Below are 15,875 nucleotides of genomic sequence, written 5' to 3'. Positions count from 1 at the left end.
TTTTAGAAGATGCCTGTTTCAACATTTTCTAAACAATCGAGTAAATTCATCGATACATTTAGAGATTCTTTTAACAATAAATACTCACTTTGTTCTAACTCTCCTGTGCTATCAGTTAATGACCGCAGGGAGACTAATATATTGTTGAACTGTATCCGAAATTCATTGATATTTTTCAGGTGTACGATTAGGGTATTGTTATTTTGATTATCCTCCAATAGTGACGTAGATAAATAATGGACTTGCTGTTGTAGACTATCTTCAAAAATGTCTAAAGTATTAATGATTTTGAATGCTGACTTATATGAGTCTTGAATCAATTCTTGGTGTTCTTGGCTATTGTTTGTAACATCATCCAATAACAAGCGTAAGACACCAATCATGGAGTGGAGGCGTGTACGGATTTCATGGGAAATTCGTAATAAGCTTTGATTGGTTTTATTTGTCGTTTCAGAATTATTGCTAAACTGCATTCCATAAAGGCGTGAATAGTAACCACCTTTTTGTAATAACTCTTCATGGGTTCCCACCTCTACAACTTTTCCTTGCTCCAAGACAGCGATTTGGTCGGCTTTGCGGACTGTAGACAGACGGTGAGCAATAACTAGAGTTGTCCTGTCGCGGCTGAGTTCTTCTAGCGCTGCTTGTACTAAACGTTCAGAAACGGTGTCTAAAGCGCTAGTTGCTTCGTCGAGAATCAGAATATCAGGGTTTTGTAAAAGAGCGCGAGCGATCGCTAATCTTTGTCTTTGTCCTCCCGATAACATGACACCGCGATCGCCAATCATCGTATCAAATTGTTGGGGCAGTTTACTAATAAATTCGTAGGCATTTGCCCGTTTAGCAGCTGCTACAACCTCTTCTTCTGTGGCTTCTTGTTTGCCATAGGCAATATTATTTCGCACTGAATTATTGAAGAGAAAAGTATCTTGGCTGACAACTCCCATACACTTACGTATAGAAGTGATATCAAACTCACGCAAGTCTACATCATCTAAAGTTATACAGCCACCAGTTGGGTCATAAAATCTGGGTAACAAGTCTGCCAAGGTAGATTTCCCTGCACCTGACCCTCCTACCAGTGCTAATGTTGTGCCACGGGGTAGTGTTAAAGTTACATCTTTGAGTACCTGTTTATCATGACCAGGGTAAGTGAAGGAAACAGATTTAAAATTAATTCCTGTTTGTAAGCCGTTGTAGGCAATTTTTCCATTTATTAAAAATGGTTTATCATCTAACCTCAGCAGTTCAGTTACTGAATCCACACTAGCATTCATACCAGCAAAGCCACTCCGGAGGCTATTGAGTTGAGAAACTAGGGGTAGCAGACGTAATAATATTAATAGATATGTTAAAAGAACAGCCGAAAGTGTACTGATTTGATCAGCGAAAAAAGTTTTACTTAACAGCACAATTATCAGCAAAGATGTAACTCCCAAAAATTCACTTAAGGGAGTGATGGCGTTGGAGTTCATTTGAGCTTTAAAATCTGCGGATTCGCGCTCACGAATTAGTCGTTGAATTCTATTAAATTCTTTTCTTTCATTCGCTGTGGTCTTGACAAGACGAATGCCATTGAGAGTTTCTAGCACAGCTATAGAGTAGGCTTTCGACATTTCACTCAATATCTTGCCAAACTTACGAGAACGGCTAATTGCAAATTGATTAACTAATGTTACTAGCGACAGCAAGATTGTCGCCATGATAGTTAATTGCCAAGAAATTGATAGTAATAGACAGACAAAAACGGAAATTGTAACGCTGACAATAACTAATTTGATGATATTACCTACATAACTAGCGGCACGGCCAATTTCACCTCCCAAACGATTGATTAAATCACCAACTTTGGTTTTGGCGTAATAGTCTATATCAATATTGAGTAATAAATCGATGCCTGCCTCTCGCATATCCGCAGTCAGCCTGCGAGTTAGAGAACTTGATGATAGTGTGCTGGTATATGTGGCTAAATTTTTTAAGGCAATTGTCAAGATGATTGCTCCTGCCATTGCGGCAATCCGATAATTTTCTGGCACATTATCGAATGGAGTCATAATCGCTTTGAGCAACCCCGGAGCGCCTTTTAAGTCTACTGGTTGTCCTACTATTCTTAAAATTACTGGTACAATCAGTGCTGTACTAATCCCGTTAAATAAAGCTCCAGAAAATCCTAATATTATCGTCAGTAGAATTAATCCTGGGTAGGGTTTCGCAAATTTTAGTAAGATGCGTCTGGTAGGCATTTAGTTTATGAGGGTAACACTAGAGTCATTTTTAACATAAAGCATCAAGGCATTCACTAATTTCTTATTATATTTGCTAGCAATTATCCCCCTTTATCTATTTATACTTACAAGTTAGCAATAACCGACTGTAGAGTAGTTGCCATAGCAGATATACTGTACTTTTCTATACATCTTATTCTAGCTTGGCGACCGCGATCGCTGGCTCCATCCAAATCTGCAAATATCAACTTAATTTGCGTTGCTATTTCTTCAGGACAAGCCGGTTCAACTAAATAAGCTGTTTCCCCAACGATTTCGGGAATATCCCCTACTTTTGTCGCTAAAATTGGCTTGGCCATCGCCATCCCATCGGTTAATTTTAAGGGAAACTGTGCTAAAGCTGCTGGTGTATTCCTTTGGGGAACAACAATAATGTGAGCAGCAGCCACAATTTTCGGCATTTCTGTTGGTGGAGATTTTGGTAACTGGATAATCCAACGTCCCCATTTTTCCCTAAGTTGAGCATCATAGTCATCATAAGGGCTACCACCAACAATCACTAGTCTCAAATCAGGCTCATTGAGAATGTCTAATGCCATTAAGACATCTTCCACACCTTTATATGGTCTGGGTGCGCCAGGAAACATTAAAATTCTGTAGTCCGATAACCCATAACAAACTCGGCTTTCTTCTGCATCGTAGTGAATAGGATTAAATAAATCAGTATCTTTACCATTAGGTATATATACACCACCGAAGCGTTCTTGTAAAAATTTAGTATGAATAGTAACTACATTAGCTTTTGGCGCAATTCCTTCCACAAATTTTAAATACAAAGGATGATCAGGATTGCGTAATGCTCCATCCGGCTTGAAAATATCTCGATAAAGTTGTTTTAATGAAGGGCGATATTGCCAATTTTCTCCACCATGCCAACCTAGTTCCCAATCATCTATATCTAAAATTACTGGCTGACGAGTACTGATTTTTTTCCATAAAGATAGACCTAATGTTGTAGGTTTAGGCCGCATCGCATAAATAATATCACCATCAATTTTTTTTAAGAGTTGATTGGCTGAAACTAAAAATTTTGGATAATTATGACCTATGAATTGATTAATCTGAATTTCTGATTGGGGAAATACTGCTGCTTCACCAAAGACAAATCCTAAAATTTCGACTTGATAGTTTAGCTTTTGCAGCGCTTGAGCTAAAAGAAAGGAACGTACAGAACCACCTCCCCATCTTCCTGCTCCAGCACTGGATAAGTCGCTGACAACTATGGAAACTTTTAGCTTGGATTTGTTAGCCTGTAGATTCACGATGCAATTTTGTTGTGATAATTTAACTAAGTCCTGGTACTAATGATAAATCTTGATCTGGGATTTATACTTTATGTTTGAAATATATCTAGGGTAGGCAATAGCCATCAAGATAATCATATAGGGAAACATTGCCCACCCTTATGAAGATACTACTAATAAATTTTTATACTACCAGTTAATTAGCTTTAATTGCCCTGTCTGAATATGGTCAAAAATCCGATTAATTTGGCGGCGTTCTTGTTCATCAATATCATGATGATTAAAAACGGCAGATGTTAGTAAAGCATGGTCTTGGGGACTCATTTTACCGGAACGTAAGATTCGATCTACGATTTGCTTAACTGAAGTTTCTGTTTGACTATAAACACTGGTGTAAGTGTATCTGTAGTCAGTAGTCATATATGCTCCTATATTGGTGAACTTATCTGGAAACGAGACTCTAATCCTCTGGCTAAAAAGTAGATACGTAGAAAATATTGCAACTTCATCAAAACTTATAATTAAAGATAGAAGTTAATATCTGTATATTTATAGATTTTCGGCATTTTAGGATAAAAAAAGAACACATTTAATCTAACTTTACAGTTATACTTCCTCCCTGAGAATTATCACTGATAAATAATGGGTATACTTATGATTTTCGAGTACACATCCAGTATAATTACGGTTGTATAATATCATGGTTTATCAAGAGTGAAACGGCAAAAATAAAATCCTAGTATTTTATATGGCTTTTCTCAAGCTGAAGTTAATGACCAAATAACCAGAGTTAGCGATCGCTAGTAGACTAAAAATATTGACTGGCTACGGAGATCAAGATTATGCAGGTGATTCGCTTGGCCGCACTTTCAGACAATTACATCTTCTTATTACACGACAGCCAAAAAAATATTGCAGCCGTTGTTGACCCAGCAGAAGCCGAGCCAGTACTTAAGCAACTTGCACAGCTAAACGCAGAATTAGTGGCAATTTTTAACACACACCACCACAATGATCATGTAGGTGGCAACCAGCAATTAATCCAAAACTTTCCTCAAGTGAAAGTTTATGGCGGCGCTAAGGATAAAGGCAGAATCCCTGGACAACAGGTGTTTTTAGAACCAGGCGATCGCGTCCCATTTGCTGATAGAGTAGCTAAAGTTATCTTTGTACCCGGACATACCCGCGCTCACATCGCTTACTACTTTCCTCCCCAAACAGCCGATACACCAGGAGAATTATTCTGTGGCGATACTCTGTTTGCCGGTGGTTGCGGCCGTTTATTTGAAGGTACACCGGCGCAAATGGTGGAATCTTTAACTAAGCTGCGTTCCTTACCAGAAAATACCCGTGTCTGGTGCGCTCACGAATACACCTTAAAAAATTTACAATTTGCACTCAGTGTAGATAGTGAGAACACCGAATTACAAAAACGCTTTGACGAAGTTAAGACAAAGCGCAGTCAAGGAATAGCCACAGTCCCTTCCTTATTGGGAGTAGAAAAGCTCACCAATCCCTTCCTCCGTTGGGAACAACCCTCATTACAGTCAGCAGTTAATAGTAATGACCCTGTGCAAACTTTTGCCCGCATTCGCGGATTGAAAGATAAGTTTATTTGATTAATTAAAGTTTGTCGAACAATTCAGAAGCACTACGTCCCCAGTCTGCACCCTGCCCTAAACACCAAGTATATACATAACAAGGAAAATGCCCTTTAGGTGCATCATATCCTTGCTTGAGTTTATGATATTCAACATACTTATCATCTACACGCCAGCCGACTTTATCACAAAACTTAAACCAAGTTTCAAAATCAGCTTCACGGTTACCACCTATACTTCTCCAGATCCATTTCTGTACACTAAAACCAAACCGTTTATTACTATGAGTCATCCACATTTTATCTATAGTCGATAACTCTGTAGTGGAACACTTGCGGATAGATTCAATATCTAGCCATCGTTCCCTTTGTCTCCCAGCTATTTTGAGTAAAACCTTGATAGTTTTTTGATCTGCTTCTAGCCATTTTCGAGCTTTGAGCGCATTCTCAAGTTGGAGATAATCTGTTTTTATATCTATTTCCATACTAGAGGAAGGCGCTTGAATCACAGATGAATTCAAATGAGCCTGTGTACTTTGAGGTTTGTCTTGTGGCTCTGGTGCTATCTCTTGTAAAATTACCTCATTGAGTTTATTGTTCAGGGTCGGAACAATAACTTCTGGAGGAACTAATTCTTCATGATCATGGTGGGCAAAATCTTCCTCTAGTGCGGAAAAAGATTCTTGAATAGATAATAAATTCAACCAATCCTGCATGGTTTGAGGCCTATCTTCTGGCTTGAATGCCATACCTTGAAGAATTGCTTCGTTGAGTGCATCGTTGAGAGTCGGGACAATTAATTTTGGCGGTACCAATTCTTCACCATCACTACGGTCAAAGGCTTTGGTAGGACATTTGCCTGTGATTGCATAGTATAAAGATCCAGCTAAACAGTAAACATCGACTGTTGGGTGACGAGTTCCTTTGCGAATTAATTCATAAGGTGCAAATGTTTTGTTACCAAAAGTTCTAGATAGGGTACTAGGTGGAGACATATCGCCAGCAATACCAAAATCTATCAATACGGCTTTGGCAACTTGAGGAACCCCCTCATCAAAATTAAGCATAATATTAGGGGGAGTTACATCAAGGTGAAATACACCTTTTTTATGTACATATACCAAAGCTGAACCGATTTGGTATATGTATTTTACAGCTTCAGTTTCCTGTAAAACACCTTCACGTTGTACATAATGCCATAAAGTCTCACCAGGTATATACTGCATTTCTAAGTAGCAGCACCCATCATCTTGAAAAAAATTAAAGATTTGCACAATGTAAGGATGGAAATCTGCACAGCACATTGCTAACATCTGTGCTTCTTTTTTAAAGCGTTCTACATACTTTGGATACTCTGGGTCGCGTTGGATGCTAATATTAGGAGTTTTAATTACAACTCGGCGTTTCAACTGGGTGTGGAACGCCTGATAGGTTACGGCAAAACCACCACCACCCAAGTATTTTTCTATTCTATATTGACCCTTATATATTAAATCTCCTTCTTGCCAAAACATATAATTTTTCTAATAACTAATGTTAGTTTGTTTATATTTTTTGATTATTATACGGCTTATACGGTTGAGTTGGAGACAGTGGAGTATTGCGTTGATTGGGGTTGTTAGGAAAAATATCTTTCCACAAATCAAAACCGTCCTTAAATCCTGATATTAAAGCAGCGAATAAAGCTAAGACACCCATAATTTCTAATATCCATATCCAAAGGGGTTGTATAATAAGTAGTCTTGAAAAAGGTGACCAAGAGGTTTTAAGTCCTAACTCCCTTAGCCATGCTGCTACAGTTTGAGGGCGTTGGTCTGTTTCTAGCTCCATTGCATGAATAATTGCATCATTGACACGCTTACTGATTTGATGATTCAATTCCTGAGGTGGAATTAATCGCTCATTTTTATCTTTACGATCAATAGCACAGACAGGCTGTTGCCCTGTTAATAACACATATAAAGTAGCGGCAAGAGAATAAACATCAGTATAAGGCCCACGCTCTGCCTTTTTTACCGCAGAGTTGGAATAAAGCTCTATTGGTGTAAATCCATGATTTTGCCGGCCACGACTTGTTAAAGGGTTATCAAATTCTCTAGCTAGATCAAAGTCAATTAAAACGGTTTCATGTTTACCCGCCCTAATCATAATATTTTCTGGTTTGATATCTCGATGCAAAAATCTCTGTTTGTGTACTTCTATTAAAGCTTGCCCAATTTGTTGGATGTAATTTAGGGCTTCTTTTTCTGGTAGAACTCGATTTACTAAACTAGCTAAATTGGTTCCTTGAATGTACTCCATCACCATACACAGTAATTCACCTTCATGGAAAGTTTCAAATACTTCGACAATATGAGGGTGTTTGCATATAGTCAGTTTACGAGATTCATCAGCAAAACCTGATTTTAAGTGATCGCGTTCCTCGTTTCTTAATTGATTAAGTATAGAGGGATTTAATGTTTTAATTACTACTTTTTTTCCATTCCTATCCTGTGCAAGATAAGTAATAGCAAATTGTCCACGTCCCAGTTCCTGTTTAATTTCGTATTTATCACGATATAACTTATGTCCAGATTGCCAAATCATAGATTAGTCATTTTAGAGAGTATTGAAAAAATCGTACATATTATAAAAATAGTTATTAATAGAAGCTGAAGCTATAGGAATCCGACTTGATTTATGAAAAATTCTCAGTATCTGTGGGGTGGGCAATGCCCACCGGCTCATGGTTTTGGTGGGCATTGCCCACCCTACGCGTATTTCCAAAATCAAGTATGAGTCCTATATTAAAGTTTGACTTATCTGCTCCATTAGCACCAATCAAAATGTTCGCTCTAGAGATTTTCAGTCTACACTTGGCAATCTACTTGAAGCCTTTTATAGCTATTATCGACAGTTGTTTGTCTTTGGTGTGCGACTAGACAAGTTTTTCGTCCTGAATTTTTCACACGTAAGGTGGCAAGGGTGAGAAGTCAAGAAAATATAATTCTTTTCCTCCCTCTCCCAGCACATCCCCTACATTCGCCCTTATTTTCACTTGTGAGAATAAGAGGTTGATCTGCTAGTGTCATTATCTATGTTTGTATGTTGAGTTTCCGTTGCTCCCCTCTGCCTATTTCCAATGCCCATTACCTCTTATCCTCAGTCCCGCTAAAAAATTTATAGTAAAGAGTTGCGATCGCCCCCGGCAGTTCGCTAGGATCTGTAAGCTTTAGGGTATAGAAATGCTGGGAATAAGGCTACACTAACGTGAGCGCTCCTGCTGCAACCCAAGTTAATGAGATTTTACAGGAAAAATAGAAAACATGGTGAAACGCGTACAATTAGTTTTAACTAAGGATGTCAGCAAGCTAGGCAGATCCGGCGACTTAGTAGACGTAGCTCCTGGTTATGCTCGGAATTATTTGATTCCTCAGAGTTTGGCAACTCATGCCACCCCTGGTATTCTCAAGCAAGTAGAACGCCGCCGCGAACAAGAACGGCAACGTCAATTAGAACTCAGACAACAAGCATTAGAGCAGAAAGAAGCTTTAGAAAAAGTTGGCAGCTTGAAAATTGCCAAGCAAGTTGGTGAAAACGAAGCGATTTTTGGTACAGTTACCAGCCAAGATGTTGCAGATGCTATCCAAGCAGCTACAAGTCAAGAAGTAGACCGCCGTGGCATTACCATTCCCGACATTGGCAAACTGGGTACTTACAAAGCTGAAATCAAGCTATTCTCTGACGTTACAGCACAAATTGATATTGAAGTTGTAGCAAGCTAAAGGAAGCAGGGGAGCAGAGGAGCAGGGGAGCAGGGGAGCAGAGGAGACTTAAACTTACTACACCCCTACACCCCTACACCCCTACACCCCAAGCCTGGTTTTTCTGCTCAAAGTGTAAAAAACCTACACACTGAGACTCCCCACTCCCCACCCTTATGGCTGAAGAATTGAGTTTTCAAGGCGACGGTAGTAACCGCCTTCCACCCCAAAACATCGAGGCAGAGGAAGCAATTTTAGGGGGCATTCTACTAGATCCAGAAGCGATTGGTCGAGTAAGCGAAGTTCTGATTACCGAAGCTTTCTATATTAGCGCCCACAGGGATATCTATCAAGCCGCATTGCGCCTCCACGCCCAAGGTAAACCCACAGATTTGCTGTCAGTCACAAGTTGGCTCACTGATAATGACTTACTGACCCGCATTGGTGGCAGGAACAAATTAGCCACCTTGGTAGACCGCACAGTTTCAGCTGTAAATATCGATGCCTTAGCAGGGTTAGTGATGGAAAAATACCTGCGACGGCAATTAATTAAAGCTGGCAATGAAATTGTCCATCTCGGTTACGAGACAGAAAAAGAATTACCTATAGTACTAGACCAAGCAGAACAGAAAGTTTTTGGCGTTACTCAAGAACGACCCCAATCAGGTTTAGTTCACATCGCAGACACCCTAATTAACAACTTCCAAGAAATTGAGGAGCGCAATCAAGGTATTGCTTTACCTGGTATTCCCTGCGGCTTTTATGATTTAGATGCTATGACCAGTGGCTTTCAGCGTTCTGATTTAATTATCGTCGCTGGGAGACCGTCAATGGGAAAAACAGCATTTTGTTTGAACCTAGCTCATAATATCGCTGCTTCCATGAAGCTACCTGTTGCCGTTTTCAGTTTAGAAATGTCAAAAGAGCAACTGGTACAACGCCTACTTGCTAGTGAAGCCCAAATCGAAAGCGGCTATCTGCGGAGTGGTCGCCTCAGCCAAACACAATGGGAACCATTAAGCCGGGCGATTAGTATGCTGTCTGAGATGCCCATTTTTATCGATGACACGCCGAATATTACTGTCACCCAAATGCGCTCTCAAGCTAGAAGACTACAAGCCGAACAGGGTGTAGAACTAGGTTTGATAGTGATAGATTACCTGCAATTAATGGAAGGGGGTGGTGATAATCGCGTCCAAGAGTTATCGAAAATTACCCGTTCTCTCAAAGGTTTAGCTAGAGAATTATCTGTACCTGTAATAGCTCTATCTCAGCTAAGTCGTGGCGTAGAAGCGCGTACCAACAAGCGCCCTATGTTGTCTGACTTAAGAGAATCAGGTTGTCTGACTGGTGATAGTTTAGTAACTTTAGCTCCGGACGGTTTACAAATACCAATTAAGGAATTAGTAGGTAAGTCTGGTTTTGCTATTTGGGCTTTAAATCAAGCAACACTAAAATTAGAAAAAGCAATAGTTAGCCATGCCTTTTCTACAGGTGTAAAGCCTGTATTTACCTTAACAACTCGTAAGGGGTGCAAAATTCGTGCTACAGCTAATCACAAATTCCTGACAATTCATGGCTGGCATAGATTAGATGAGTTAAGTGTTAGACAACATCTATGTTTATCAATGAAATCTGTGCAATTAACAACAAGAGAATTGCATTCAAATATTGGTACATCTTATTGTGGCTTGGCACTTTACAAAGCAAATTTGAGTCGAGAAAGAGCGTTGAAAGTTGCTGAAGTTGTTCAATCTAGTGAATTACTTACTCTTTCCAAGAGTGATGTTTATTGGGACGAAATAGTTTCAATTGAATATAGTGGCGAGGAAGAAGTATTTGATTTGACAGTTCCTGGGCTACATAATTTTATTGCTAATAACATCGTTGTTCATAACTCCATTGAACAAGATGCGGATTTAGTTATTATGTTATACCGTGATGATTACTATAACAGTGATACACCCGATCGCGGTCTGGCGGAAGTAATTATAGCGAAACATCGCAACGGCCCCACAGGCACAGTAAAACTCTTATTTGATCCACAGTTTACCAAATTTAAAAACTTAGCCAGATCAGGCTATTAAATGATGAAGACAGTCAACAGTCAACAGTCATTAGTTTTTACTATTGACTATGGACTATTGACTATAGACTATTCCCCTACTTCACCTCTAGCAATTCCACATCAAATAGTAGGGTTGAGTAAGGTGGAATCACCCCACCAGCACCACGAGCGCCATAACCCAATTCTGAAGGGATGATTAATTGACGACGACCACCTACTTTCATGGTGCTAAGTCCTTCATCCCAACCTTTAATTACTTGTCCAACGCCGATGGTAAAGCTGAAGGGACGATTGCGATCGCGTGAACTATCAAACTTGGTACCATCTTCTAGAGTACCAGTGTAGTGAACTACAACGGTTTGTCCACTTTTGGGAGTCACACCAGTCCCCTCTTTTATTTCCACATATTTGAGGCCAGAATCGGTAGTGACAGTCGGCTTAGAGGCATCAGACATAATATTGCTCTTGATTGGAGTATTGTTTTCAGTAACGCTAATGGTGGCTAGTGGAGTTTGAGGTAGATTAGCAGCAATAGCAGAGTCCTGTTTATTCCCTACTTGTGCCAACACCAAAACCACAACACAGACCAGCATCAAACCTATGCTGAGTAAAATTGCTTTCAAAATTAGCCCTCCCCACTGAGGTAGTTTGGCAATGAAAATTACCAACAGGACACAATTAGTTTAAATCAGTAGCTTATCCTAACGCCAAAGCTTATTTTCTAAATCACGTACTTGACGTTCTAAACGGTCAATTCTCCCTCGTAATTCATCCACTTCCGACTGACGCGCTACCCCTAAATCCTGCATCATATTTCGCATTTGTCTTTGCATTTGGGCATCCCATGTTCCCTGCTCGGTCTTTAACTGCTGTACAATGTCATCCATGACAGCTTTGGCTTGCTCTGGATTGAGCTTACCGTCCTTGACCAATTCATCACTAACCTCCTTGAGTTTTTCTGCCACCAAAGAAGTTGTACCAATACCAAGCATCATTATTTGTTGCAACCAGTTGTTGCTGTCCATACTCTTTCCCTATTCCTTATTTCAAACCAGCCGACCCTTGCTCCTGAGTGTATGCAATCAAGCTATGCTGGAAGCGTAGTTATTCTAGCCTACAGTTCTATTTTGGCAGATTGGCAAACACAAGGGATGAATGGGTGTGGTTATAGAATTTCTGAGGTTTAAAGTTGAAGCTAGCCTGCGAGAGAGTTATATCCAAAAGGATGCAGAGATTTGGACAGCAGCATTGGCAGAGTATCCGGGGTTTTTAGGTAAGGAAGTTTGGATAAATCCCCTAGAATCGACAGAAGTAATTTTTATCATTCATTGGGAAACTAGAGAACACTGGAAAACCATACCAGCAGCAGATTTAGAGACTATTGAGCAACGGTTTAGGCAAGCTGTGGGGGATATTTATGAGTTAGTGGAATCTGGGGAGTATCAAGTACGGAAATTTCTCCATAACTAGCAATAGCCCCACAGCGTCAGAAATCAGCAACTAAGCAGACATAATGTAATGTCTAGTATTTTTGACTTTACTACCATAAATGATGAATTTGTGTCGTACATTTCATCTACAATATGTATACCCAATCTGCCTAAAATCCTACCCAGACAATTTAGAGCAACCCTCCATGCACAATAAATTAACTAACGCAAATATTGAAAATTATCACGTTCTCTTAACTCCAAACGAAGTAAAAGAAAAATTACCGTTAACAGAAACTGCGGCAGAAATAGTTTTACAGTTTAGATGCGAAATAGAAAAAATATTAGATTTTCAAGATAGGCGCAAATTTATAGTAGTTGGGCCTTGTTCTATTCACGACCCCAATGCAGCATTGGAATATGCCCATAAATTGAAAAAATTAGCTGAACGTGTCCAGGATAAACTACTGTTAATTATGCGGGTTTATTTTGAAAAGCCTCGCACAACTGTAGGCTGGAAAGGATTAATTAATGATCCAGAAATGGATGATTCCTTTCATGTGGAAAATGGTTTATTACTGGCCAGAGATTTACTGATCAAGCTAACAGAGTTAGGGTTACCCACCGCTACAGAGGCTCTAGACCCTATCGTACCGCAATATATTGGTGAATTGATCACATGGGCGGCGATCGGCGCACGCACAACAGAATCCCAAACTCACAGAGAAATGGCTAGCGGTCTATCTATGCCTGTGGGTTTTAAAAATGGCACTGATGGTAATATTCAAGTAGCTTTAAATGCTTTACATTCTGCCAGAATGGCTCATAATTTTTTGGGCATTAATCCTGAGGGACAGGTAAGTGTATTTGAAACGAAGGGTAATGCCTACGGTCATGTTATTTTGCGTGGAGGAAATCAACCTAATTTTGATTCTGAAAGTGTTAAACAAGTAGAAGAAAAATTAAAGCAGGCTAAATTACCTCCGAGAATTGTCATTGATTGTAGTCATGGTAATACTAATAAAAATTACAGGTTACAATCTGATGTTTTAGAAAACGTTGTGCAGCAAATTGTTGATGGTAATACATCGATTGTGGGGATGATGCTGGAATCAAATTTATATGAAGGTAATCAACCCATTAACTGCAAACGGGAAGAGTTGAAATATGGGGTTTCTGTAACTGACCCCTGTATTGGTTGGGAGCAAACGGAAAAAATTATCTTGGCTGCTTACGAAAAACTTAATTGAGGAGCTTCCAGATAAAAAAATATCCAAAATGTAGTGTGCGTCAATAGGAATAATTTCTGAGCATAGTTAGGTTCTATGGCACTGACGCACCCTACTAAATCATGAATTGCGGATAATTTATTTTTTGTTGTTCCCTGATGTAATTTTGTGGAGATGTTGCACTATAACGTCTCCACGATGTTTTTATAGGACGGTGCCAATTTCTTTGAGATAAACTCGTGTGAATGGTTCATCTTCACCTAATGAGTAGTCTTCTATTAGGCCTTTGCGGCGAATGGAAACATCTTTTTCTTTTTTAATGACGATGGTAGAACCATCGAACACATCCCGCGCCAACATCATTTCTGTTTCGCTGGGATTATCCAAAACTACCAAGTTACTCCCTTGATAAAACATTCCGTCTTCTTCTAGGGTATCTTCTGGATATTCGGCAATTAATAAATCGAGTTTGGGATGACGTAGCAAACTTTGAATGTTGCTATTGTAATCGTCGCGCAGTACCTTTTGCGATCGGTTGACAAAAACGGCATCACGACAAACAGCGCCTATTGTCCATTCTGGATGTTGTAACAAAATGTGGTCAATTGTAGTTTGCAATTCCTCCACGGAGATTTTATTAAAGGTAATAATTGGGATTCTGGCATCTAAACCAGACTGAAAAAATGTTTCTAAAATGTGAGAAGGTACGTCAACACTTTCACCTACAGCTGGGTTAAGGTGCATCATTACACCTGGTGCGGCGTTGATTTCGATGATGGCAAAGTTACCAGCTTTCCAAGACTCAGAAAGGTCTTCAGTTATGACATCAATTCCCAGACAAGTCAAACGGAAATATTGAGCAATATCTTGCGCCAAGATAATGTTGTCATCATGGATAGTATGAGTAGCATTGATACTCATCCCTCCGGCTGAAAGATTAGCAACTTTTCGTAAGTGAACAGTTTCACCTTTGTCCAGTACTGTTTTTAATGACAAGCGCTGTTCTTCTAGGTAATGTTCCATTGCGTCATCAACGATAATCTTACTCATCGGTGAAGTTGGAGTGTCTAAACGCGCTGCTTTGCGGTTTTCTTTCTGAATTAATTCCCCAATTGTTGAGTCACCATCACCCACTACCGATGCAGGATGACGTTCTGTGGCGGCGACAAATCGACCGTTAACACACAGCAAGCGGAAATCTTTGCCTTTGATACTTTTTTCAACAATTATCCGTGCGGGTTCGTTTTCAGGAATCGCTTCTAATGCTCTATCATAAGCAACTTCAAGTTCGTCTACCTCTTTGACATCTGCGGTGACACCAATTCCTTTGTGACCTACCACTGGCTTGACTGCTACTGGATAGCCGATTTTTTTGGCTACTTGTCGCGCTTCTTTTTGCGAATAGACGATTTCACCTTGTGGTACTGGAAAACCTAAGGTGTGGAGAAAAGCTTTGCAGTCATCTTTACGAGTGGTGAAGTCAGAATCAATATGGCTGTCACAATTAAAGGTGGTGGCTACACCCCGGATATGTTTTTTTCCCCAGCCGTATTGCATTAATCCTTCGTCCCACAGATAAAAGGTAGGAATACCTTTTTCGTAGGCTGTTCGCAATAAGGCGTAAACTGTGGGGCCTCCGTATACAGATTGACGAAACCGATTTTGCAAGGTGACAAGCTGGTCATCCCAGAAAAAGTCGTCATCTTGGTTAATGGCTTCAAACCAGTCCCACACTAGATAAACTACTGATCTGATTGTACGTTCGTGCAGTGCTTGAACAGCTATTTTTGTATATTCACCATACGATTTTACACTCCAGCGATGGAAGTGTAAATTCATGTCTAGTTTGCCCACTTCTGATACAGTTTGGGCAAATAAATGGGCGTAAGATTCGTAGTTTTGCTCTCGTAGATGGGGATAGCGATCGCTTACTCTAGTAACATAATCTTGGATAGGTAAAGGCTTTCTATCTTCCACCACAGCAAAGTCAAACACTAATGCCCCTGTATCTAGATAAGGATTTGAACCAACATAATACCGACAGTTGAAGAGATCAAATACATCTGTCTTTCTGGCATTAATTCGGACTAAATCGGTGCTTGTTTCCTGAACCATTGATGCTAAACCTCTGGCTAAACACCCAATAAATGTAACGTTTAATTTCCAGCAATGAGTCTTAATAATTTTAGATGATCTTCTTACATAATAATTTTGCAAGTTTTAAATCTACAGTTGCTCTGGCTGAATCTAACTTTAATTATAGGTTTCTGCACCTA

Annotated in this window: 13 protein-coding genes; 5 read left to right on the top strand and 8 right to left on the bottom strand. The window is 39.7% G+C overall.

Annotation, left to right across the window (positions count from 1 at the left end; genetic code table 11):
- Positions 1-2 precede the first annotated feature (2 nt).
- The 3 genes from H6G14_RS18020 to H6G14_RS18010 all read right to left on the bottom strand — a co-directional run bounded on the left by H6G14_RS18020 (position 3) and on the right by H6G14_RS18010 (position 3,949).
- On the bottom strand, positions 3-2,243 hold the full coding sequence (locus H6G14_RS18020; RefSeq protein ID WP_190568709.1) for an ABC transporter ATP-binding protein: 2,241 nt from the start codon (positions 2,241-2,243) through the stop codon (positions 3-5).
- Between the two features lie 107 nt (positions 2,244-2,350).
- Positions 2,351-3,547 (bottom strand): glycosyltransferase, encoded by a 1,197-nt coding sequence (locus H6G14_RS18015; protein ID WP_190568708.1) that lies wholly within the window; start codon positions 3,545-3,547, stop codon positions 2,351-2,353.
- A 171-nt stretch (positions 3,548-3,718) separates the two neighbouring features.
- Positions 3,719-3,949, bottom strand: a complete 231-nt coding sequence (locus H6G14_RS18010; RefSeq protein WP_190568707.1) for a hypothetical protein — start codon at positions 3,947-3,949, stop codon at positions 3,719-3,721.
- A 422-nt stretch (positions 3,950-4,371) separates the two neighbouring features.
- Here H6G14_RS18010 and gloB point away from each other — a divergent pair, with 422 nt between their 5' ends.
- Positions 4,372-5,148, top strand: a complete 777-nt coding sequence (gloB, locus tag H6G14_RS18005; protein ID WP_190568706.1) for a hydroxyacylglutathione hydrolase — start codon at positions 4,372-4,374, stop codon at positions 5,146-5,148.
- Between the two features lie 4 nt (positions 5,149-5,152).
- On the opposite strand, the gene H6G14_RS18000 is transcribed toward gloB, so the two are convergent.
- Positions 5,153-6,643 carry a serine/threonine-protein kinase gene (locus tag H6G14_RS18000; RefSeq protein WP_190568705.1) on the bottom strand — a complete coding sequence of 497 codons (1,491 nt, stop codon included), beginning with the start codon at positions 6,641-6,643 and terminating at the stop codon, positions 5,153-5,155.
- A 31-nt stretch (positions 6,644-6,674) separates the two neighbouring features.
- On the bottom strand, positions 6,675-7,715 hold the full coding sequence (locus H6G14_RS17995; protein ID WP_190568704.1) for a serine/threonine protein kinase: 1,041 nt from the start codon (positions 7,713-7,715) through the stop codon (positions 6,675-6,677).
- A gap of 719 nt (positions 7,716-8,434) precedes the next feature.
- On the opposite strand from H6G14_RS17995, the gene rplI reads away from it, so the two are divergent.
- Together rplI and dnaB are read left to right on the top strand one after the other, a co-directional pair.
- Positions 8,435-8,893 (top strand): 50S ribosomal protein L9, encoded by a 459-nt coding sequence (gene rplI, locus H6G14_RS17990; protein ID WP_011317215.1) that lies wholly within the window; start codon positions 8,435-8,437, stop codon positions 8,891-8,893.
- Between the two features lie 155 nt (positions 8,894-9,048).
- Positions 9,049-10,959: a replicative DNA helicase gene (dnaB, locus tag H6G14_RS17985; protein WP_190568703.1), complete on the top strand. Its 1,911-nt coding sequence runs from the start codon at positions 9,049-9,051 to the stop codon at positions 10,957-10,959.
- A 76-nt stretch (positions 10,960-11,035) separates the two neighbouring features.
- On the opposite strand, the gene H6G14_RS17980 is transcribed toward dnaB, so the two are convergent.
- Positions 11,036-11,563: an FKBP-type peptidyl-prolyl cis-trans isomerase gene (locus H6G14_RS17980; protein WP_242053471.1), complete on the bottom strand. Its 528-nt coding sequence runs from the start codon at positions 11,561-11,563 to the stop codon at positions 11,036-11,038.
- 78 nt (positions 11,564-11,641) lie between these two features.
- On the bottom strand, positions 11,642-11,965 hold the full coding sequence (locus H6G14_RS17975) for a phasin family protein (protein ID WP_010994752.1): 324 nt from the start codon (positions 11,963-11,965) through the stop codon (positions 11,642-11,644).
- Between the two features lie 130 nt (positions 11,966-12,095).
- On the opposite strand from H6G14_RS17975, the gene H6G14_RS17970 reads away from it, so the two are divergent.
- Both H6G14_RS17970 and H6G14_RS17965 read left to right on the top strand, forming a co-directional pair.
- Positions 12,096-12,410, top strand: coding sequence for a TIGR03792 family protein (locus tag H6G14_RS17970; RefSeq protein ID WP_190568702.1), 315 nt, complete (start codon positions 12,096-12,098; stop codon positions 12,408-12,410).
- A gap of 166 nt (positions 12,411-12,576) precedes the next feature.
- Entirely contained in the window at positions 12,577-13,620 is a 1,044-nt protein-coding gene (locus H6G14_RS17965; RefSeq protein WP_190568701.1) for a 3-deoxy-7-phosphoheptulonate synthase, read from the top strand.
- Positions 13,621-13,803: 183 nt separating this feature from the next.
- Here H6G14_RS17965 and H6G14_RS17960 read toward each other — a convergent pair whose 3' ends face one another.
- Complete coding sequence (locus H6G14_RS17960) at positions 13,804-15,714, bottom strand: acetate--CoA ligase family protein (protein WP_190568700.1); 1,911 nt, start codon at positions 15,712-15,714, stop codon at positions 13,804-13,806.
- Positions 15,715-15,875 lie beyond the last annotated feature (161 nt).

It is taken from the genome of Nostoc parmelioides FACHB-3921 (genome assembly GCF_014696625.1).
Lineage (GTDB): Bacteria > Cyanobacteriota > Cyanobacteriia > Cyanobacteriales > Nostocaceae > Trichormus > Trichormus parmelioides.
This window is presented reverse-complemented; position numbering and strand designations above follow the sequence as displayed.